The sequence below is a fragment of the Mesorhizobium sanjuanii genome (assembly GCF_002529485.1).
GTDB classification, from domain to species: domain Bacteria; phylum Pseudomonadota; class Alphaproteobacteria; order Rhizobiales; family Rhizobiaceae; genus Mesorhizobium; species Mesorhizobium sanjuanii.
Genome location: NZ_NWQG01000013.1, coordinates 62,746 through 82,865, shown reverse-complemented (window position 1 = coordinate 82,865; position 20,120 = coordinate 62,746). Strand labels below are relative to the sequence as shown.

At 61.0% G+C, this 20,120-nt stretch carries 14 protein-coding genes, 4 pseudogenes and 1 riboswitch; of the genes and pseudogenes, 13 read left to right on the top strand and 5 right to left on the bottom strand.

Annotated features, from left to right (window positions below; genetic code table 11):
* Window positions 1-246: 246 nt before the first annotated feature.
* Both CN311_RS03220 and CN311_RS03215 read right to left on the bottom strand, forming a co-directional pair.
* Window positions 247-1,362, bottom strand: a complete 1,116-nt coding sequence (locus CN311_RS03220) for a threonine aldolase family protein (RefSeq protein ID WP_245440708.1) — start codon at window positions 1,360-1,362, stop codon at window positions 247-249.
* Window positions 1,363-1,409: 47 nt separating this feature from the next.
* Complete coding sequence (locus CN311_RS03215; protein WP_097571960.1) at window positions 1,410-2,285, bottom strand: AraC family transcriptional regulator; 876 nt, start codon at window positions 2,283-2,285, stop codon at window positions 1,410-1,412.
* 799 nt (window positions 2,286-3,084) lie between these two features.
* Between CN311_RS03215 and CN311_RS03205 the strand changes: the two genes are divergently transcribed.
* From CN311_RS03205 to CN311_RS03185, 5 genes and pseudogenes are all read left to right on the top strand, one after another.
* Window positions 3,085-3,744, top strand: coding sequence for an OmpW/AlkL family protein (locus tag CN311_RS03205; protein WP_425351049.1), 660 nt, complete (start codon window positions 3,085-3,087; stop codon window positions 3,742-3,744).
* A gap of 95 nt (window positions 3,745-3,839) precedes the next feature.
* Window positions 3,840-5,072: a cytochrome P450 family protein gene (locus CN311_RS03200; RefSeq protein ID WP_097571957.1), complete on the top strand. Its 1,233-nt coding sequence runs from the start codon at window positions 3,840-3,842 to the stop codon at window positions 5,070-5,072.
* Window positions 5,073-5,080: 8 nt separating this feature from the next.
* Window positions 5,081-5,325: pseudogene (locus tag CN311_RS03195) on the top strand (cytochrome P450); the annotation flags it as partial.
* Between the two features lie 274 nt (window positions 5,326-5,599).
* Window positions 5,600-5,799, top strand: a riboswitch (cobalamin riboswitch).
* A 116-nt stretch (window positions 5,800-5,915) separates the two neighbouring features.
* Window positions 5,916-8,246, top strand: coding sequence for a 5-methyltetrahydropteroyltriglutamate--homocysteine S-methyltransferase (gene metE, locus CN311_RS03190; RefSeq protein WP_097571956.1), 2,331 nt, complete (start codon window positions 5,916-5,918; stop codon window positions 8,244-8,246).
* Between the two features lie 182 nt (window positions 8,247-8,428).
* Window positions 8,429-9,627, top strand: a pseudogene (locus tag CN311_RS03185) (IS256 family transposase).
* A 538-nt stretch (window positions 9,628-10,165) separates the two neighbouring features.
* On the opposite strand, the gene CN311_RS03180 reads toward CN311_RS03185, so the two are convergent.
* The 3 genes from CN311_RS03180 to CN311_RS03170 all read right to left on the bottom strand — a co-directional run bounded on the left by CN311_RS03180 (window position 10,166) and on the right by CN311_RS03170 (window position 11,171).
* Window positions 10,166-10,384: a hypothetical protein gene (locus tag CN311_RS03180; RefSeq protein ID WP_097571955.1), complete on the bottom strand. Its 219-nt coding sequence runs from the start codon at window positions 10,382-10,384 to the stop codon at window positions 10,166-10,168.
* Window positions 10,385-10,401: 17 nt separating this feature from the next.
* Window positions 10,402-10,650: a DUF982 domain-containing protein gene (locus CN311_RS03175; RefSeq protein WP_097571954.1), complete on the bottom strand. Its 249-nt coding sequence runs from the start codon at window positions 10,648-10,650 to the stop codon at window positions 10,402-10,404.
* 218 nt (window positions 10,651-10,868) lie between these two features.
* Window positions 10,869-11,171 (bottom strand): DUF982 domain-containing protein, encoded by a 303-nt coding sequence (locus CN311_RS03170; protein ID WP_097571953.1) that lies wholly within the window; start codon window positions 11,169-11,171, stop codon window positions 10,869-10,871.
* A gap of 245 nt (window positions 11,172-11,416) precedes the next feature.
* Here CN311_RS03170 and CN311_RS03165 point away from each other — a divergent pair, with 245 nt between their 5' ends.
* The 8 genes and pseudogenes from CN311_RS03165 to CN311_RS03120 form a co-directional block, all read left to right on the top strand.
* Complete coding sequence (locus CN311_RS03165; RefSeq protein ID WP_097571952.1) at window positions 11,417-11,881, top strand: Ros/MucR family transcriptional regulator; 465 nt, start codon at window positions 11,417-11,419, stop codon at window positions 11,879-11,881.
* Between the two features lie 550 nt (window positions 11,882-12,431).
* Window positions 12,432-12,589, top strand: a pseudogene (locus CN311_RS03155) (tyrosine-type recombinase/integrase); the annotation flags it as partial.
* A 507-nt stretch (window positions 12,590-13,096) separates the two neighbouring features.
* On the top strand, window positions 13,097-14,095 hold the full coding sequence (locus CN311_RS03150) for a D-alanine--D-alanine ligase family protein (RefSeq protein WP_097571951.1): 999 nt from the start codon (window positions 13,097-13,099) through the stop codon (window positions 14,093-14,095).
* Between the two features lie 218 nt (window positions 14,096-14,313).
* Entirely contained in the window at window positions 14,314-15,348 is a 1,035-nt protein-coding gene (locus tag CN311_RS03140) for a histone deacetylase family protein (RefSeq protein WP_097571950.1), read from the top strand.
* A 492-nt stretch (window positions 15,349-15,840) separates the two neighbouring features.
* On the top strand, window positions 15,841-16,785 hold the full coding sequence (locus CN311_RS03135) for a 3-hydroxyacyl-CoA dehydrogenase family protein (protein WP_097571949.1): 945 nt from the start codon (window positions 15,841-15,843) through the stop codon (window positions 16,783-16,785).
* A gap of 438 nt (window positions 16,786-17,223) precedes the next feature.
* On the top strand, window positions 17,224-18,501 hold the full coding sequence (locus CN311_RS03130; RefSeq protein ID WP_097571948.1) for a KamA family radical SAM protein: 1,278 nt from the start codon (window positions 17,224-17,226) through the stop codon (window positions 18,499-18,501).
* 78 nt (window positions 18,502-18,579) lie between these two features.
* Window positions 18,580-19,947 carry an aminotransferase family protein gene (locus CN311_RS03125; protein ID WP_097571947.1) on the top strand — a complete coding sequence of 456 codons (1,368 nt, stop codon included), beginning with the start codon at window positions 18,580-18,582 and terminating at the stop codon, window positions 19,945-19,947.
* Window positions 19,948-19,952: 5 nt separating this feature from the next.
* Window positions 19,953-20,087 (top strand): annotated as a pseudogene (locus CN311_RS03120) (3-keto-5-aminohexanoate cleavage protein); the annotation flags it as partial.
* Window positions 20,088-20,120: the final 33 nt, after the last annotated feature.

The following is a 20,120-nucleotide window of genomic DNA, read 5'->3' as shown; positions in this document are numbered from 1 at the left end:
GTATTCCGGGATGACTTGAGGTCAATTGCGCAGATAGGGTACCTTCTTACAGAAAATCAACCCGGTCACATCGCTACTGCACGGTGAAGCCGCCTTGCCGAGGTAAGATGAAGCTGCAAGTCTAAAAGGGCCTGGGACAAACGATACAGCCTGAGATGCTCGTGCGGCCAGAACGCTCGGACAATGCATTCGAGCAAAGAGGGATATCCGTGACGGGCGGCGAGAGCGCTCGACGGTCGCCACAACTCATTCGGCGCCAGCCGGAACACGAGCCGAGCCGACCGGTGCGCAGAGGCTGGTTGCCGCGCCGATCAAGTCGGACACGTCCGCCTCGGTCGTCGCGAAAGAGGTGACGAACCTCACGATTCCGGGCTCCCAGCGATCATGGTAGAAGCGGAATCCCATGTCGAGGAGCCCTCGGATCAGGGGCGTGGGAAGTCGGCAGAACAGGATGTTGGCCTCGGGGCGCTGCTGGATTTTCACGCCCGGCACCAGGGCCAACCCCCGCGCGAGCGCCGATGCCATCGAATTGGCATGGGTCGCGTTGCGAAGCCAGACGCCGTCCCTCAGATAATGGTCCATTTGCGCCGCCATGAAGCGCATCTTGGAACTCAACTGGCCGGCTCGCTTTTGGCGAAAAGCTATCGTGCTCGCGAGATCTCTGCGGAACGAGACGACCGCATCGACCCCAAACGTTCCATTCTTGGTGGCGCCAAATGACACAAGGTCGACGCCGGCCTTCCACGTCATCTCGGCCGGCGAGCAGCGCAGAGTGACGAGGGCGTTGGCGAAGCGAGCACCGTCCATGTGGAGCGGCAGGTTCGCTGACCGGCAGATATGTCCGATCGCCTTGATTTCGTCGAGCGCGTAGACCGATCCCATCTCGGTCGCCTGCGTGATGCTGACGCTGGAGGGCTGGACCGAGTGGATATCGCCCGCCATACGCGTTGCATTGGCCGCCAAGGCGTCGATGTCGATTTTGCCGGCCCCGCCTGGAAGCTGCACCAACTTCGCACCGGCGGTGTAGAACTCCGGCGCGCCGCACTCGTCGCGGTTGATGTGCGCGTCGGCGTGCGAGAGGATGCTGCCCCATGGCGGGGTAATCGCCGCGAGCGCCAGCGCGTTCGCCGCCGACCCCGTCGAAACGAGGAACACGTCGACCGCATGCTCGAACAGCTCGGCGAGCTGGCGCTCGACGGTATGCGTCAGCTCATCGTTGCCGTAGGGAGCCGCCTGACCCGACGCGCATGCGGTGATGGCTGCGATCACCTCGGGGGAGACGCCGGCGATGTTGTCGCTGGTGAAGCCGCGGGGGCGGGTCTGCTTGCTTTCGTTCATGGTCTTGACGCTCTTTTCTGCCATTGAGCGTCCAAGCTAGACGGTTCGCCACGCGCTATATTGAACGATATTCAAACCGAGAGGTAACGTGCCGGCGTCACCCCCAACACGGCCTTGAAATGCCGGGTCAGGTGGCTCTGGTCCGCGAACCCGACCGCGACGGCGACTTCGGCGACCTGCTGACCTCGCCTCAGCAGCCGTCGCGCCTCGTCAATGCGAACCTGGATCAGGTAGCGGGTGGGGGGCAACCCGAAATGCGCCTTGAAGCCATCGATCAACGTCGCCTTGGAGCATCCGGCGAGGGCGGCCAGGGCGGCGAGCTGCAGAACTTCGTCAAAGTGGGCATGGATGAAGTCACGCACGTCGCGGAACCTCGACGGCACGAATTTTGGCTCTGCAACGCGCGACCTGCCGACTTGTGCGAGGACGTGGGGCAGGAAACGGATTAGATACTCCTCGATCTCCAGTGCCGAGCTATGCCCATGCTCAAGCAGGCGCCAAAACGCGCTGAGGCCGTGTGCAACTGGGGCATTCTCCTGGAACGGGCTTTTGAAGTCGATCGTTCCGGGTTCGTTTTGGCCGCTGTCCTCAAGGACTTGCCGGACAAGGCCTTCGGGCATGTAGAAGATCTTCTGGGTCCAGCCAAGATCGTCACCAGCACCCCCGAAATGCGGTTCGCCGGGCGCGAAGGTCGCGATGGTGCCGCTACCGGCGTGCCAAACCTCACCTCGGCACCAGACATCGTGGACGCCTCGCTCGATCAGCCCGATTAGATACTCGTTGTGGACATGCTTGGAGAAATCCTGCCGGTGATAGTCCGCCGCCAGGTAATCGAGCCCGCCAAGGACATCGGAGTGCTTCATCACCGCACGATTGCGCGGCGGCCGGCCCGGGGGTTGAGAGCGACTACGCGCCTTTTCGTCGCATTCTACGGCGGTATCGGCCACTTGATGATCAATCCAGGTCGGTCGTCACAACGATATCGTGCTCTCGTAGCGAATTTCAAACCGAAGCAGGATTAATTGCCGCAAGAAGAGGGGCCTGCTGCAGGGGGGCAGCGGATTGGCGGGATTAATCGTGTTTCAAGCTTGGGATGTGGACCCGAGCGACGCGTGGCCGGATGGCCGATATCAAGAAGAAGACCAAGCGCTATCCCCTCCGATCTGACGCATGAGGAATGGTCGCGGATACAACCGTTCCTGCCGGGCGCGGCCAAGACCGGGCGGCGCGTGGCGACGGAGCTGCGCGAGGGCTTGAACGCGATCCGCTACAAGCCCGATCGCGTGGCGGCTGGCGCATGCTGCCAAAGGATTTCCTGCCCATATCGGTCGCGGTCGAGACGCCTTACGGACACGCCCACGGACTGCGCCAACTGGCTGGAACGTCCCCCCGCCTGACGGCGAAGCAGCAGGCGACGATCAAGGCGCTGAGCGCAGAATACGCCAGAGTACGAGCGTGCCAACGAACTGGCGGCCGATGTTGACGAACGGCTACCGGGGGCGGCCACGGCTACACTCATTGTCGGATCTTCGACGAAGTCGGACATGAGACACAGCGCTATCAGAATGATCGCGTTGTTTTGCAATGATTTTCTCATTTGGCACGACACATGCGGGGGCTCTCCCGCATGAGCGCTCCGTCAATCTCGATTGATGCGAGCAGGATTCAATCAAGGCGCAGTGCGTCGCTTCTGAAGATCAAGGAGAGAAAAGTATGGCGAGAGCGCGAATTGGCGTGGCGCGGGCAATGACAGCGGCTGTCGTCCTCATCGTTGCGGGACAGGCCGGCGCGGCAGATGTTCATCAAGCCGCGAGCGTCCCGCAGGCAGAAGCCTGCGTCGCGGAAGCGCCAAGCCCCTGGCAGATCCGCCTGCGTGCGTTGGGGGTGATCACCGAGGATTCGGGCTATGTCAATGCGGTGCCCGGCTCCGGTCTTTCGTATTCGAACACCGTGACGCCGGAACTCGATATTTCGTACTTCTTCACGGACAACATCGCCGCCGAACTCATACTCGGCACCACCTATGCCAACATCGATGGCCAAGGTGCGATCGGCGGGCTGGGCAAGGTCGGCAAGGTTTGGCTGCTGCCGCCAACGGTGACATTGCAGTATCATTTTACCGATTTCGGCGCCTTCGAGCCCTATATCGGCGCCGGCGTGAACTATACGATCTTCTATCATCAGCAAGTCGGCAGCGCCGATGATCTCAAGGTTAAGAACACATTCGGCGCCGCGCTGCAGGTCGGATTCGACTACATGGTGGACCAGCACTGGGGCGTCAACTTCGACGTGAAGAAGCTTTTCCTCAAGCCCGACTTCGACGTCACTGTCGCCGGCGCCAAGCTCACGGGCAAGGCCAAGCTCGATCCCTGGTTGATAGGCGCAGGTCTCACCTACCGCTTCTGAGGACGAACCACACAAAAGGGGCACTTTCGAAGTCCGCGCGCGGATCATCCGTGCCGAGAAGTGGACCCGCGATGGTTCTTAAAGGAGTTGTTGGCATGCGCGTAGAAAACGATCATTGCGACGTGATCGGTGTGCCGGCCGCTCCCACGCAACTTGATCGTCTTTCTTCTGCGATTCTGCAGCAGGGGGGGATGGCGCGAGTGTCGCTGCCAGGCGGTGTGGTGGCCTGGGCGGCAGGCCGTCACCAGACGATCAGGCAGATGCTTTCCGACCACCGTTTCAACAAGGACTGGCGACAGTGGCGGGCGCTGCAGGACGGCGAGATTCCCGAGGATCATCCGCTGATCGGGATATGCAAAGTGGACAACATGACCACGGCGCACGGCGCCGATCACCGTCGCTTGCGCGGCCTGCTGTCCAGCAGCTTCGCGCCCAGTCGTATCGCCTTGCTGGCGCCACGGATCGAACAATGCGTCGATCGACTCCTGGCCGAGATGGCGCAGCGCGGCGGCAGTGCCGATCTGATTTGCGAGTTCGCCGTTCCGCTGCCCACCAACGTGATTGCCGAACTGTTCGGTTTGCCGGACGAACAGCGTGAAGAGATCGTCGCGCTCACCTACAGCCTGGCCAACACCTCCGCCACAGCCGAAGAGGTGCGACAGACGCGGCAGCGCATCCCGGAGTTCTTCCGTCGCCTTATCGCGCTCAAGCGGGGCCAGCTCGGCGATGATCTGGCTTCGGCCCTGATCGTCGCCCGCGACAAAGGCGAGCTCGTTTCCGACACCGAGCTCATCGACATGCTGTTCATGGTGCTCTCTGCGGGCTTCGTGACCACCGCCGGCGTCATCGGCAATGGCGTGCTGGCATTGCTGACGCATCCGCAGCAACTGCACTTGGTGCGCAGCGGCCAAGTTCCGTGGTCACAGGCGATCGAGGAGATCCTGCGCTGGGGCAGCTCAGCGGCCAATCTGCCGTTCCGCTATGCCACCCAGGACGTGGAGATCGACGGATGCATGGTCCGCCGCGGCGATGCCGTCCTGATGGCGTTCCATGCGGCGAACCGGGACGAAAAGGCCTTCGGTCCCGGCGCCGACAGGTTCGATGTCACCCGGCGGCACAACCCGCATTTGTCATTCGGCGAGGGGCCGCATTCCTGCCTGGGCGCTGCGCTGGCGCGCCTGGAATTGCGCTGCGCCTTCCCCGCGCTGTTCGGGCGGCTGGAGGATCTGGCGCTGACCATCGCTGCGGAGGACGTCGTCTACATGCCGTCTTACGTCATTCGCTGCCCGCAGCGTCTGCCGGTCACCTTCCGCGCTTCCATCGCTTAGAGAGTCCGGCATTCACCCCGGATTCGGTGATTCTCGGTTCGCCGGGATGGCTGGTCTCGCACGAGGGGGCGAGCATGCCCGGTTACGCACGATCGTGGCGCCGGCCTTCAGCAACCGCAGGGCGAAGCTGCTCGCGCAGCAGGTCGAGGCGATCGCCGCGCAATTGTTCGAGACGCTGGCGGCCCAGCCCCAGCCCGCCGACCTGAGGCGCCACCTCTCCTTTCCGCTTCCGGCCATGGTCATCAGCGCGCTGGAATGCGCAAGCACGCTGAGCGAAGCCGAGCGGGGTACAAATACTGTGATTCCCGGCGGACCGTGACAACCTGGCCCGACTTTACGCCCTTGAGCCCGGCGACCTCGATCTGATCCGGCGTCGCCGATGGGGACAAGGACCTCTCCGAGCCTGCACTGATGAGAGGCCGCATCGTATGCAGCTTTGGGCGAAAGAGACCGATCAGCACAAGGGCATTATTCGCATCATCACATAAACATCTCGTTATATGTATTGACAAGGAGCGAAGCGGCTGTGATTGTGCGCATGTCGTGGTTCTCCGCGCGGCACTGCCGTAGCGGAGCTAAGAGGGAAGCCGGTGCGATGCCGGCGCTGCCCCCGCAACTGTTAGCGGCGAGCCAAGCCCATTGGTGTCACTGAGGCGAACGGCCTCGGGAAGACGGGCAGAGGCTTTGACCCGCGAGCCAGGAGACCTGCCACGACGAACAACGTCCACGGGCGGGGTGTCTCGGTGGCCGCGGTAGCCCGGCTTCGTGCCGCCTGCTCGCGCGTTCCTTGTCCCCACGCCCCAACCATCGGGGTATGGCATGACTGTCTCTCAACGAATTCCTGTGGCGACGCTCGGCGTGCCGCGTATCGGTCGACGGCGGGAACTGAAATTCGCGCTTGAAAGCTACTGGTCCGGAAAATCTCCCGCTGCCGACCTGCTCGCGATGGCGAAGGCGCTACGCGCCGCTAGCTGGAGGGAGCAGCACGATCGCGGCGTGTCGAAAATCCCCTCCAACGATTTCTCGCTTTATGACCATGTGCTCGACACCGTTGCCATGGTCGGCGCCGTGCCGGCACGATACGCCTGGACTGACTGCGAGGTCCCACTCGATATCTATTTCGCAATGGCGCGCGGCAACCAAGATCAGGCCGCTGATTGCGGACATGCCGGTGACGAGCATGCGGCCAACGGGCATGGCCTTGCCGCGATGGAAATGACCAAATGGTTCGACACCAACTATCACTACATTGTGCCGGAACTTACCGACGATCAGAGCTTTGCCCTCTCGTCGGCGAAACCGGTCGATCATTTCCTCGAGGCCAAGGCGCTCGGCATCCACACGCGCCCGGTCCTGCTTGGACCGGTTACTTTTCTCAAGTTGGCGAAGTCACCTGAGGAAGGTTTCAACCCTATCGCGCTCCTGCCACGGCTGCTGCCCGTCTACGAGGAGCTCCTGCGGAGGCTGAAGCTCGCGGGAGCCGATTGGGTGCAGATCGATGAGCCGGCGCTCGTGGTCGATCTGGTTCCCAATGAACGGGATGCGCTCCAATTCGCCTACTGCCGGCTGTCAAAAGCAGCACCGGAGTTGAAGATCATGGTCGCTACCTATTTCGGATCGCTGGGAGACAATCTCGAGACCGCAATTTCTCTGCCCGTGGCGGGACTGCACGTCGATCTCGTGCGCGCTCCAGAGCAGTTGGAGACCGTCGGCCGGCTCGCGCAGAAGGAACTTGTGCTCTCGCTCGGACTGATCGACGGCCGCAACGTCTGGCGTGCGAACCTGCCTGCCATACTTGACCGCATCAAGCCGATCGTCGCCGGCTGGCCGCTGGACCGCGTGGAGATCGCCCCATCCTGCTCGATGCTGCATGTGCCGATCGACCTGGACATGGAGACGGAACTCGATGCGGATGTGAAGTCGTGGCTCGCCTTCGCGGCGCAAAAGACCGGCGAGCTGGTCGTGCTCGCCCGTGCCCTGGCCGAAGGCCGGGACGCGGTCGCCGCCGAACTGGAGGCGTCGGCTGAGGCTGCCGCCGTTCGCGCGACATCCGCGAAGGTGCATGATCCGCTCGTCGAAGGCCGGGTCGCCAGCATCAAGGTCGGCATGACGCGCCGGAAGAGCGCATTCGCCGTGCGCTCCAAGCTTCAGGCCGACACGTTTGGCTTGCCTTCCTTTCCCACCACGACGATCGGCTCCTTCCCGCAAACAGCCGAGGTTCGCAAGGCGCGGGCAGCCCATGCCAAAGGCGATTTGAGTTACGTCGACTATGAGGCGTTCCTGAAGAAAGAGATAGAAGCCGCCGTTCGCTGGCAAGAAGAGATCGGACTCGACGTGCTGGTCCACGGCGAATTCGAGCGCAACGATATGGTGCAGTATTTCGCTGAGCAGCTCTGCGGCTTCGCCTTCACGCAACACGGGTGGGTGCAGAGCTATGGCTCGCGCTTTGTGCGACCCCCGATCATCATTGGAGATGTGTCGCGACAAAATCCGATGACACTACACTGGTGGCGATATGCCCAGTCGCTGACGCCAAAGCCGATGAAGGGCATGCTTACCGGCCCGGTGACGATCCTCAACTGGTCCTTCGTCCGAGACGATCTTCCGCGCTCAGCCGTCTGCCGCCAGGTCGCGCTCGCCATTCGCGATGAAGCGAGCGACCTCGAAAAGGCCGGCGCCAGGATGATCCAGATCGACGAAGCGGCACTGCGCGAGGGCTTGCCGCTGCGCGAGGCCGACTGGGAGGCCTATCTCGACTGGGCCGTCGAATGCTTCCGGCTGGCTTCAACGGCGGTCGGCGATGCGACCCAGATCCACACCCATATGTGCTACTCCGAGTTCGGCGATATCGTGGACGCGATTGCCGAAATGGATGCCGATGTGATCTCCATTGAAACCTCGCGCTCGCAGATGGAACTGCTCGATACGCTTCGAACCTTCAAGTATCCGAACGGGATCGGTCCTGGCGTCTATGACATTCACTCGCCGCGGGTCCCGGAAGTGGGGGAGATTTCCAACCTCATCATGCTTGCGCGCGAGCGATTGTTGGATGGCCAACTGTGGGTGAATCCCGACTGCGGTCTCAAAACGCGCAGATGGCAGGAGGTCCGCCCTGCCCTGATGAACATGGTGGCTGCGGCACGCGCAATTCGGGAAAAATCGCAGACCGCGTAGGGCTCGCTCACCCTCCCCCGCCGGGGTCGCCGGGGTCGTGTCCCATCAGGTGGTGTAGCTCGGCGGTTACGAAGCCGCTCGCGAGCGCGCCGTTAGTAGCGAGTGAGCGGCGTGTCGGTGGTCATCGGCGCTTTCCGGTAGGGTTTGGTTGTTGACGCCAACCCATTTCGGAAGGACCACCGATGACCGACGACATGATGAACCTGCGCACGCTCGTGGAGAAGACCCCGGATGCCGATCTGCTGCGCGAGATGATCGGCTTTGCCGCCGAGCGGCTTATGGAGCTGGAGGTGGGCGCGGCCACCGACGCCGGCTATGGCGAGAAGACCCCGCTGCGGCTCGCCCAGCGCAATGGGTACCGCGACCGGGACTGGGAGACGCGGGCCGGCACGGTTGAGCTGCGCATCCCGAAGCTCAGGAAGGGAAGCTACTTCCCGGGTTTCCTCGAACCGCGCCGCATGGCCGAGAAGGCGCTGACCGCCGTCATCCAGGAACTTATGTGCAAGGCATCTCGACCCGGTCGGTTGACGACTTGGTCAAGGCCATGGGGATGAGCGGCATCTCCAAGAGCCAGGTCTCGCGGCTGTGCGAGGAGATCGACGGCAAGGTGAAGGCCTTCCTTGAGCGGCCGATCGAGGGCGATTGGCCATACCTGTGGATCGACGCCACTTACCTGAAGGTCCGCCGCGGTGGGCGGATCGTCTCGGTCGCCGTCATCATCGCCGTCGGCGTCAACGCGGACGGCCGGCGCGAGGTGCTTGGCATGGAGATCGGCACGTCGGAGGCCGAGCCGATCTGGACCGAGTTCCTGCGCAAGCTGACCCGTCGCGGCCTGCGCGGCGTCAAGCTCGTCGTCTCCGACGCACATGAAGGCCTCAAGGCGGCTGTCACCAAGGTGCTCAGCGCCACTTGGCAGAGGTGCCGCGTCCACTCCATGAGGAACGTGCTGGCGCACGCCGGCAAGAGCGGCCGCAGGGTCGTCTCGGCCTTCATCGCCACCGCTTTCGCCCAGGAAACGCCCGAGGCCGCAAGCGCCCAATGGCGCGCCGTCGCCGACCAGATCCGGCCGAAGGTGCCGAAGCTGGCGACAATCATGGATGACGCCGAGCCCGACGTGCTGGCCTACATGACCGTCCCGAAGGAACATCGCGCCAAGCTCCACTCGACGAATCCGATCGAGCGTCTCAACGGCGAGATCAAGCGGCGCACCGAGGTCGTCGGAATCTTCCCGAACGACGATGCGATCGTGCGCCTCGTCGGCGCTATCCTGCTCGAACAGAACGATGAATGGGCAGTGCAGCGGGCCAGATACATGACCCTGGAAACGATCAGCCAGATGAGCGATGATCCCCTCATCAGCCTGCCAGCCGTGGCACGCTGATCAGCCCGGCCCATGCCGGAGAGCACGGCGACCAATGCCGCCAGCTACACCACGCCCCGGGACACGATCCTCGCCGGCGGTGAGCGGCGACTCCACACTCGGAAGATCTAGTCTAGGGAAGTCCATCCGGCGCACCCAAGGAAATCGAGCTGCCGAAGCGCCTCGGCAACCTTGGCCTGGCGGAGGCCCTTGTCATGGCGCGTCGAAGTCAGCTGTTCCAGAGGCCGCCGTTGGCGGACGATCGAAGGAGGCTTGGGCCTCAAATGAGCCGGCCAGAAACGAGACGGCTCACAGCCAGCCAGTTTCGGATTATTCCCTTTTGGGATCATCCAGTATCACTATCGTCTCCCCGATCTTGATCGCCGAAACCCCGCTCCCGACCATCGGGAGAGGCATTGGCGATCACGCGGCGCCGGTCCGCGGAGCGTGTTCCGGGAAACCGGATGCAGGGCCAAGCTGGGGGAAGGTTCAAACGGCACTTCTGGAGACTTTTGAGGCGGCATCGACGCTCCACCATCTGCAGCGGGCCAACTCCCGCTCAATGGCCCGGTCTGCCTCTGTTTCCAATCACGATCACCGCGACGGCGAAGCCGAGCGGCCGCAGCTGGCTGGCGGACCCCCGTGTTTTGATGGTGAAGATCCGGCGCCGGACCAGGAAAGCCATCGCGGAAAGTGCGGGGTTGGCTTGCTCCTGGCCGATGCCGGCAAAGGTGTTCGGACCGCGCCCAATCGCGATGCGCAGATGCCCGAAATTCATGAGCGGCGTCCTAAATCTCAATCGCTGCGCAGAATGCGTGCTTCGAGCGCGGCTGCGACGAAAGCTCGTCGGGCGGCTGGTGGATGGGTCTTACCGCGTAACACCTGCAGGCAGGTGTCCATCGCGATCCTGCGTTTGTCGGTCTCATGATGCAGATCCCGCAGCAAGATAGCGGCCGCGTCTTTGACGTCGGACACAACACGCTCCGAGCTGCGGCGGCTAAGCTGAACAACGACTGGCCTCTCAAATCTGATCAACCCGGTCATCCCCCTCCTCCACAGCCACTATGCGGCAAACAGCCCGGGTCGCATTTCTTTACTCAGCCGAACGCGACGGCTGCATCTGCGCCACTGAGCTTGCGTGCGACCTGCGGTTTTGCAGTCGGTGGTGAGGAACAGCTTCTCATTCGCGTGGTCTAGCTGTGAAACCTGGACATAGTGCACCCTTTGACGCGCCTCGCCAGTCTCAAACAAGTCGTCGAGGTCTACACCTGCACTTTTCCACTGCCCGATCTGCAGGCGGCGATCCACTGCATCGCGGAGGTTGCATCTTCCAATATGGCGACCCGCTTCGCAAAACCGAAAAAGGCGTTGCGCGCCGTGCTTACCGGCTTGCGCCCATCGTATGCATCGTAGCATGCCCTCAGGGCGGCTTCGTGGATCAGGTCTCTGCGGTCTTCCGGCCATTCGTTGAGAAAATCGATTGCATCGGCAAGGCCGGCAATCTCTTGGATGATGTGCGTTGCGCGCCTCACGAAAAGCGGGCTGCTGAAAGCCTCAGCGTTCATTAGTTCCTCCAACCTTCCAAATAGCCAATTTGTGTGAAGAGGCGCCGCATCGACGCGAGCCGACCCTGGCACAATGTGTTGTCAGGGCGATGACGGTTCAAGAGGAAGATCCGTAACAGCGGCCGGGTGTGTAGCGATCCGCCAGCACGTCATGCAAATGGCTTGGTTGCCATCAAACGCGGTCGTCACTATTAAGCTATGAAGTGATTCTTAACCGGCTAGTCTAATTCCGCAGGAGCGTTTTCATGACCGACGAAACCGAGAGCAAAGCTGACAACCTCATCGAACTCACCGCCCATGTCGTCTCAGCCTATGTTTCGAACAATCCGGTTCCCGTCGGTGAACTGCCTGGGCTTATCGGCCAGATCCACATCGCATTGAAAGGCACTGCTGGTGGCGCCGCACCAGAAAAGCCGGAAGCTCTCAAGCCTGCCGTACCGATCAGGAAATCGGTTATGCCCGATTACATCGTCAGCCTTGAGGACGGTAAGAAGTTCAAGTCGCTCAAGCGTCACCTGGCTACCCACTATGGCCTTACGCCCGACGAATATCGCGCGAAATGGGGGCTGCCGGCGGACTATCCCATGGTGGCGCCGAATTACGCTGCGGCGCGCTCGGCATTGGCCAAGACCATGGGTCTGGGCCGCAAGCCGAAGGAACCGGGAACGCCGGTACCTGCCAAGCGTGCCCGCAAGAAAGCCGCAGCCTGACCGCAATTTTTTAAGGATCGACTAAGCGGATCCGACATCATTTCGCACTTGCGATATAGAATTTGTGCATTGCAATATCCGCGACGATCGGTATGATCATGGTGTCGGCCATCTACTCCTCCCAGATGTGGTGCCGACGCTGAATGGGGCGCACCTCCTCCCGCGTCTCATTCGAAATAGAGCCCGCTGCCACCTCCTCCCGGTAGCGGGCCTTTTCTTTGTCTGAGGCGCGATTTCGGTGGGGCCAACGCCTTTGGCTCTAAGCGAGCCGAATGCTCCGAACTTCCAGGCCTTTCTTGCCCTGCCCGCATTGGACAAACACCTTCTGACCCTCCATCAGCATGCTCAGTCCTGAGCGGGTCAGCGCGGTGGCATGTCTGGTGTTGTCAAGTGTGCGACAGAAGAGTGTTCAGCCGAACCCTTAGCTGGATTTAGCTAAATCGTTGACCAAACAGCATATCTAACCTCATTGTCATCCTGCGAGAGTTGGCACGAATCTTGAGCGTTGATGCGGGGCGGCGGCAAAAACCGCCGACCGGCTGTGCGGCACGTGCAGGTGCTGTATTCAGCACCGCTCGGCGCGTGCCGCCGCCGGCATCGACAAGCGTGTGACGGTCCACACGCTCAGGCATAGCTTCGCCACGCATTTGCTGGAGAACGGCACCGACATTCGCATTATTCAAGGTGCTGCTCGGCCACAACACCCTCGGCGAAGGCACTCAACGCTAGGCTACCTGAGCCCGGTCGAGTTCGAGGAACAAGCTATGCTAGCTTAACCTCGTGTCCGAAAAACCGACAGCAGGCCACACGCAGCTAGCCAACGACCACCTTCCCAAGCCTTGCAACCTTCATCCATGGCCGAACGTCGGCTTCGTCGTCAATGCGTATTCCAATGGCAGTCCGAATCAGATGAAGCTTAAACTTCGTCGTACCCATACAAGTCCCAAGTGCCACCGTCGTCATTCGACGTTTTGTGTCAGCCGTGTCCGATCGAAGACGTTTATGTTCGGGACGGGACACACTGGGGCACAAATATTCCGCCGGCGCGGCGTGAAACATCCGGGTTTGTGCCTCTTACTCGTACGATTCTTCGGTGGCACGCGGATTGCATGGGACAGGGTGAAGAGCCGTCACGACCATAGTGGCCCGGCAGTGTCCGACGGAGGAGGTCTATATGAGACTTGCTCGAACAATCCAACATCCAAGGAGTAGCTCATGCGGGTAGCTGTAGTATGGAACCACGATCATGCGGGCGTGATCAACCGGTTCGGTCAGCCGGTTCAGGAGGTCTGCGACCGCCAGGAGGTCGAAAGCTTGCTGGCGGCATTGCAAGAAGGCGGTCACGAGACGCTGCTGTGCGAAGGCGACAAGGAGCTGCTCGCTACGCTGGAGCGGTTCATGCCTCCTGATCCGCAATCCCGCCCCTCCGGAATTGTCTTCAATAGGGCCAGCGGAATTCAAGGCGAGAGCCGTTTCAGCCAAGTTCCAGCCATGCTTGAGTTGGCCGGCGTTCCATATACTGGATCGAGCCCGCTTGGACACGGCCTGTCGATGGACAAGCTCATCGCCAAGACGCTGATCCGCGATCGCGGTGTGCCGACGCCTAACTTCCGCGTGATGCGTAACGGCACCGACAGTACCGGTGACCTGCGGTTTCCTTTGGTAGTGAAGTCTCGTTGCGGAACCAGTAGCTTCGGATTGCAGCTGGCACATGAGCCTGCTCAGTTGGATGAGGCCGTAGAAATAATCCGCACTCGATACCGGCAAGATGCGCTCGTGGAGGAATACATCGAGGGGCGGGAAATCACCGTGGCGCTGCTGGGAAACGACGAGCTCGAACTGTTGCCTCTGGTGGAGCAGGACTTTGGCGACCGAAAAATCCGTATGATGACTTGGGAGGCGAAGTTTATGGCGGACGGGCCGCAGAAAATTTGCCCGGCTCAAATAGGAAGCAAACTTGCGGCAAGGCTGCGGGATGTTTCGGTTGCGAGTTTCCATGCCTGCCAATGCCGGGACTACGCTCGCGTTGATTTCCGGATCGACCACTCTGGCCAGCCCTTCGTCCTGGACGTCAACGCAGATCCGGCACTCGGCATGGGTACTTCATATCCCCTAGCCGCGATGGCCGCCGGATACAGCTTCTCAAACTTGGTCAACCGCATCCTCGATGTCGCCCACGTGCGGTATTTCGGAGTCGGCATCCCCAAGGCCTGACACGCGCCGAATCGCGACCAGCGGAAGAGCGGCGCGGCGCGTGCCCAAGGACTGCTAGGCAGCGGGCAGGATCTATCTCAGGCTCCCCGTCGACACGGCCAATGAGACGGCCAAGGCTTTCTATGAAAGCTCGGCATCGGCCCGTCGAGTTGCGAGCAGGTCCAGAAGACCAGCGGCAAGGCCTTCTTCGCCTTTGCCGATGCGCCAGAGGAGTGACGATGAAAGCCTTCTACGCCAATGAACAAAAACGCCACAAGCCCAAAGCGTACCTCTCCAGCGGCACAGCCCGGCCCCACCCTGAAAAGCCGGAACGGGTCGAGATATTGTTAGCTGGCGCATCATCAGCCGGTTTGACCGTTGAACGGCCCAAGAATCATGGCCTTGGGCCGATCACCGCCGTGCACACACCCGAATATCTCGACTTCCTGGAGCACATTTTCGCGCGGTGGCAGCGCATCGATGGCGCCTCGGCAGAAGTTATCCCGAATATCCATCCAATCACCCGCAACGGCTCTTACCCCGCTTCGGCGGTCGGCCAGGCCGGCTATCATATGGCCGACACCGTGTGCCCGATCTCAACCGAGACCTGGAAGAGCGCGCTCTGGAGCGCCTGGAGCGCAGTCGAAGCCGCCGAAGCCGTGAAAGCAGGGGCGCCTTCGGCCTACGCGCTTTGCAGACCGCCCGGCCACCATGCGTTCGCTGACGTCGCTGGCGGCTTCTGCTTTATCAACAATTCGGCGGTCGCGGCGCTGGCCCTGCGCAGGAGTGCTGCGCGCGTCGCGATCCTCGACGTCGACTTACATCACGGGAACGGCACGCAAGGCATCTTCTACGCAAGGCCTGACGTGCTCACCGTCTCGCTGCATGCCGACCCGGTGTGCTTCTATCCCTTTTTCTGGGGCTACGCCAGCGAGCGCGGCGAAGGCGCCGGCCTCGGCTACAACCTCAACCTGCCGCTGCCACACAAATCCGGCGACGCGGCATTTCTAGAAGCGCTCGCAATTGCCCTCCGGCGCATTCTCGCCTTTGCGCCCGAAGCACTGGTGGTGGCGCTCGGTCTCGACGCCTTTGAGGGCGATCCGTTCGGTGGCCTGTCGGTGACGACGCTTGGCTTCTCGCGCATCGGCGAGGCGATAGCCGGGCTCGACCTGCCGACGGTCATCGTCCAGGAAGGCGGCTATCTTTGCGATGCGCTCGGTGACAACCTCACCGCTTTCCTGACCGGCTTCGGCGGTAGGAGAGGCCCTGGATGAGCGGCTCGACACCAAAGGTCTCGAAGCGCTGGCCCGGCAACAGGACATAAGCGCTCGAGATTGCCAAGGGCATCGCTGAGTCAGATTTTGAAACAAACACGGCTACTGGGCCGAACAAAGGAACTCAACAAATGAGCCGAAATCAGGCTTGTCGATGTCATCCGTCGACTTCGAATCCTTGTGGTTCTGACATAGTAAGCGAAGGAAAAGCCCAGTATACTCAATGGGCTCTTCAACCCAGTTCGTCAGTCGCGGATAGCGGGCCGACTATCTGGCTATACTGCGAGATTGGCCTTGACCTCGGAGAGGTCGTGCAGCCAAGCAGCTCCTGCGGCAGCCATCGCCGGGCCCGCGCAGCAGGCGATCGAGGGCGTTCTTGAGGAAATGCACGTAAGGGCCGTTGAACAAGTCCGTTTCAGCGGGCTGCGTCGAGACGAGATGTGATCCGCTATACGGTAGCTCAAATCAGTCATCGAACGGAGGAGGGCGGCAATGAACGCGTCCACTCTTGGGACTATGGCCGTTATCGGCAACGGGGTGATCGGACACGGAATCGCGGAGGTGTTCGCGAAGGCGGGCTGGGAGGTCTGTCTCATTGGTCGCAGCCAGGAGAGTCTCGAGAGAGCGCTCCAACGGATTGGCGCGAGCCTCAACGAATTTGTTCAGGCTGAATTGCTGAGCGCTTCGTCCGCGAAAGCAGCGGTGGCTAGGATCCGAACTTCAACCCAGTTACAAGCAACGGCAGCGGCGGAATTCGTTATCGAAGCCGTTCCTGAGGACATGGAGCTCAAGCTCGACATATTCTCCAAACTCGACGGGATCTGTCAATCCGGTACCGTCCTCGCGACTTCCAGCGGCCATCCGGCCAGTGCCGTCGACAAAGGCGTCGAGCACAAGGAGCGAGTCATTGCTGCCCATTTTTGGTATCCGCCCCAGTTGCTTCCGCTCGTTGAGGTTTGTGGCAGTCGTGCCACGACCAAGGCCGTGATCGCGCGTACATGCGCGATTCTTGGCGGGGTTGGAAAGAAGCCCGTCGTCATCGATTGCGAAGTGCCTGGATTCATCGGCAATCGCATCCAATTTGCAGCACTTCGTGAGGCTTGGGCGCTTTGGGCTGCGGGTGTTGCTTCGGCCAAAGCAATCGACTCGGTGATCCGGCATTCGATCGGACGACGGCTTGCTGTGACCGGACCAATCGAATCAGCGGATCTGGGCGGTCTTGACACAATGTATCATTTTGCTCGTTTCCTGCTGCCGTCGCTCGACACTTCGTCTGAGCCACCCGAACAGGTTGCGGCTTTAGTGCGGGGTGGGCATTGCGGAGTCCCCAGCGGCAAGGGTGTGTATGATTGGACCGAACGAGATAGCACAGGACTGCTGTCAGCACGGCGCCGTGAACTGATGCGATGGCTGCAAGTGGACCAGCAAGGATCGTGACTCTGATAACGCGCTCGGACTCGCGCAGCAACCGTACGCCAAATAGTGCAAGGCGGCACAAACCGGGGCTCAGCCGATCCGGCCCGAGATCCCGGTAGATGTCTCGGGCTTTCCTAAGAAAGGCGAATAGGATTCTTCCGGAGGCGACGGGGAATTCGCGCGGCGGTCAACGCATCTCGTTGTCGCATGTCCGACCAAGTCGGACATGCGAACAGCAGTACTAGCGCTACCATGTTGTTGTAAAAGGATTCTCTCCTTTGGCAAGGTTCATGCGTGTCCGCAAACGCGTCACCGACCGGGAGAATCGTTCATGACCACGCTCACCGACTATGCTGTTGCCGCCGTCACGTCGGAGCTCCTCGCGAAAAGCTGCAGATTGACGGCGGCGCCATCGACGAGGTCAGCATCCCTCCTCTTTTCAGCTCGAGCGAAGTTCCGATGACCCGTATTGCGGATGAGATGAGGCACGGGTTCGGCGACGCTGCATGGCAAGAGCGCCATGCTGTTACTCGCGTTGACCAGTTGCGCGAATGGATGGGAGTCGACACCGACGGCAGCCTCATCCGAGACATTCAGCTCGGCCTCGCGCGTGCGCCAATGGCGATGCGGATCACGCCTTATCTGCTGAACCTGATTGACTGGTCGAACTTCCTTCAAGACCCAATCCGCAAGCAATTCATTCCCGTTGGAAGCGAAATTCTTCCATCTCACCCGTTACTAAAAATGGATTCGTTGCATGAACGAGAAAGTTCACCTGTAGATGGACTGGTGCATCGCTACCAGGACAAAGCACTTTTGCTCGCAACGGATAGGTGCCCGGTCTATTGTCGTTTTTGCACCCGCAGTTACAGCGTTGGTCTAGACACGGACTCGGTCTCGAAGAAACGGGCGTCGCCATTCCAGATGCGCTGGAATACTATCTTGACATATCTTCGTGCGAGCCCAGCCATTGTTGACGTAGTAGTGTCGGGAGGAGATTGCTTTCGGCTCAAACCTTCCCGACTTTTGGCGATCGGCATGGGGCTTCTGTCCATCCCCTCAATTCGCCGCATCCGATTCGCGACGAAAGGCCTCGCTGTACTGCCTATGAAAGTTACAAGCGATCATGAATGGACTGATGCTCTTGTCAACATTAGCGATTTTGGTCGGGATCAGGACGTAGAAATTTCATTTCACACCCACTTCAACCACCCTGGAGAAATCACCGACTACACGATTGCGGCTGCAGAGCTTCTTTTCAAGCGGGGAATAAGGATGCGCAATCAGTCGGTTCTGCTGGCTGGTGTCAATGACGATCCCGAGGTTATGAAACAGCTCGTCAAAAAACTCTCAGACCTACATATACAGCCGTACTACGTGTACACTTGTGATCTTGTCGACGGAATCGAGCACATGCGGTGCTCGGTAAAACTAGCGTGTCAGATAGAAAAGGCCGTACGCGGGATCACGGCTGGGTATAACACTCCGTTGTTCGTCATAGATACGCCGGGAGGTGGTGGAAAGCGCGACGTCCACAGCTTCGAGCATTATGACAGACAAACAGGGCTTGCTGTATACCGGGCTCCATCTGTCCGGCCTAACCAGCTGTTCACATATCCGGATCCTTTGCAGTCTCTCTCTCCAGATGCGCAGGCGGCATGGTTAGATCCCCAGCGCGCCAAACGCATATTGAGCGATGCGGTTGAGACCGCTCGAGTAAAATCGATGGCGGTTTGAATGAGCAACTCTGCTGCATGCAAAAGAGTTATCGCGAAGCCTGAGTTTGACGAGGGCAGCGTATCCAGGAATCCGGAAGTGCAGCTATCGCCTGATGCCGTAGCACGGCCACCGTCGCACCTATTCTATCTGTCTAGCCTGCGCCGACCACTGGTCGACCGCGCCGAAGGCATCTATATGTGGACGCAGGACGGCCGCCGCTTCATCGACGGCTCTAGCGGTCCGATGGTCGCCAATATCGGCCATTCCAACCGCAACGTGCTCGACGCCATGAAGCGGCAGATGGACCGCGCCACTTTCGCCTATCGCCTGCATTTCGAGAACGAACCGGCCGAAGAACTGGCGCGTGAACTGGCTGAAAAACTGCCGGAAGGCATTGACCGCATCTTCTTCGTCTCAGGCGGTTCCGAGGCGACAGAATCCTGCATCAAGCTGGCGCGGCAATGGGCGGTCGCCACCGGCCAGGCCAGTCGCTGGAAGGTGATCACACACTTCCCCTCCTATCATGGTGGCACGCTGGGTTCGCTCTCGATCACCGGCGACGTTGCGCTGACCGAAACGTTTGAGCCGATGATGCGCGTCATGCCGACCGTGCCGGCGCCGACGGCATGGCGCGACCGGGACAACCTTTCGATGGAACAGCGCGGCATCCGTTATGCCGACATGCTGGAGGAGAAGATCCTGGCCGAAAGTCCGGAGAGCGTAGTCGCCTTCATCATGGAACCGATCGGCGGTGCGGCGACCGCAGCCCTGCTGGCGCCGGACAATTATTATGCGCGCATCCGCGAAATCTGCGACCGATACGGCATCCTGCTCATCCATGACGAAGTGATGAGCGGTGCCGGCCGCACCGGCAAATTCCTCGGCGGCGACCACTGGAACTGCAGGCCCGACATCGTCGCGCTGTCCAAGGGGCTGGGCTCCGGCTATGCGCCGCTTGGGGCGCTGGCTGCACCGATGCGGCTGGTGCAGCCGTTGCTCGCCTCCGGCGGCTTCCAGCACGGCCACACCTATGCCGGCAATCCGCTGGCCTGTGCCGCCGGGCTGGCTGTGCTCGGCGAGATGGACCGGCTCGACCTGATCGCCAATGCAGCCGCGATGGGCGATGTGCTGATGGACGAGCTGAAGGGGTTGGCGAAACGGTTTCCATTCATCGCCGACGTGCGCGGCAAGGGCCTGCTCACCGGCGCGGAAATGGTTGCCGATCCCGAGACGCTACGACCGATCGAGCGGAACAAGAACGCCACGCAGCGGCTGCTCGACCTCGCCTATGAACGCGGGTTGATCATCTATGGCCGTAGGGTCAAGGGCGGCGTCGACGGCGACAATTTCATGGTCGCGCCGCCAATGATCGTCACCAGGGAACAAGTCGGCGAGATCGTCTCCATCATCGGCGACTCGTTACAGGCGCTCGCCGGCGAACTCGAGCTGCCGGTCGAAGGGTAAAAAGCATGGCGCCGCGAAGAGTCATCATCACCTGCGCCGTCACCGGCTCGGTGCACACGCCATCCATGTCGCCCTACCTGCCACTGACGCCCGACCAGATCGCAACCGATGCGATCGCCGCAGCCGGAGCCGGTGCTTCTAGGCGGTGACCGGGTGGCGCTTTGAGGCGATGG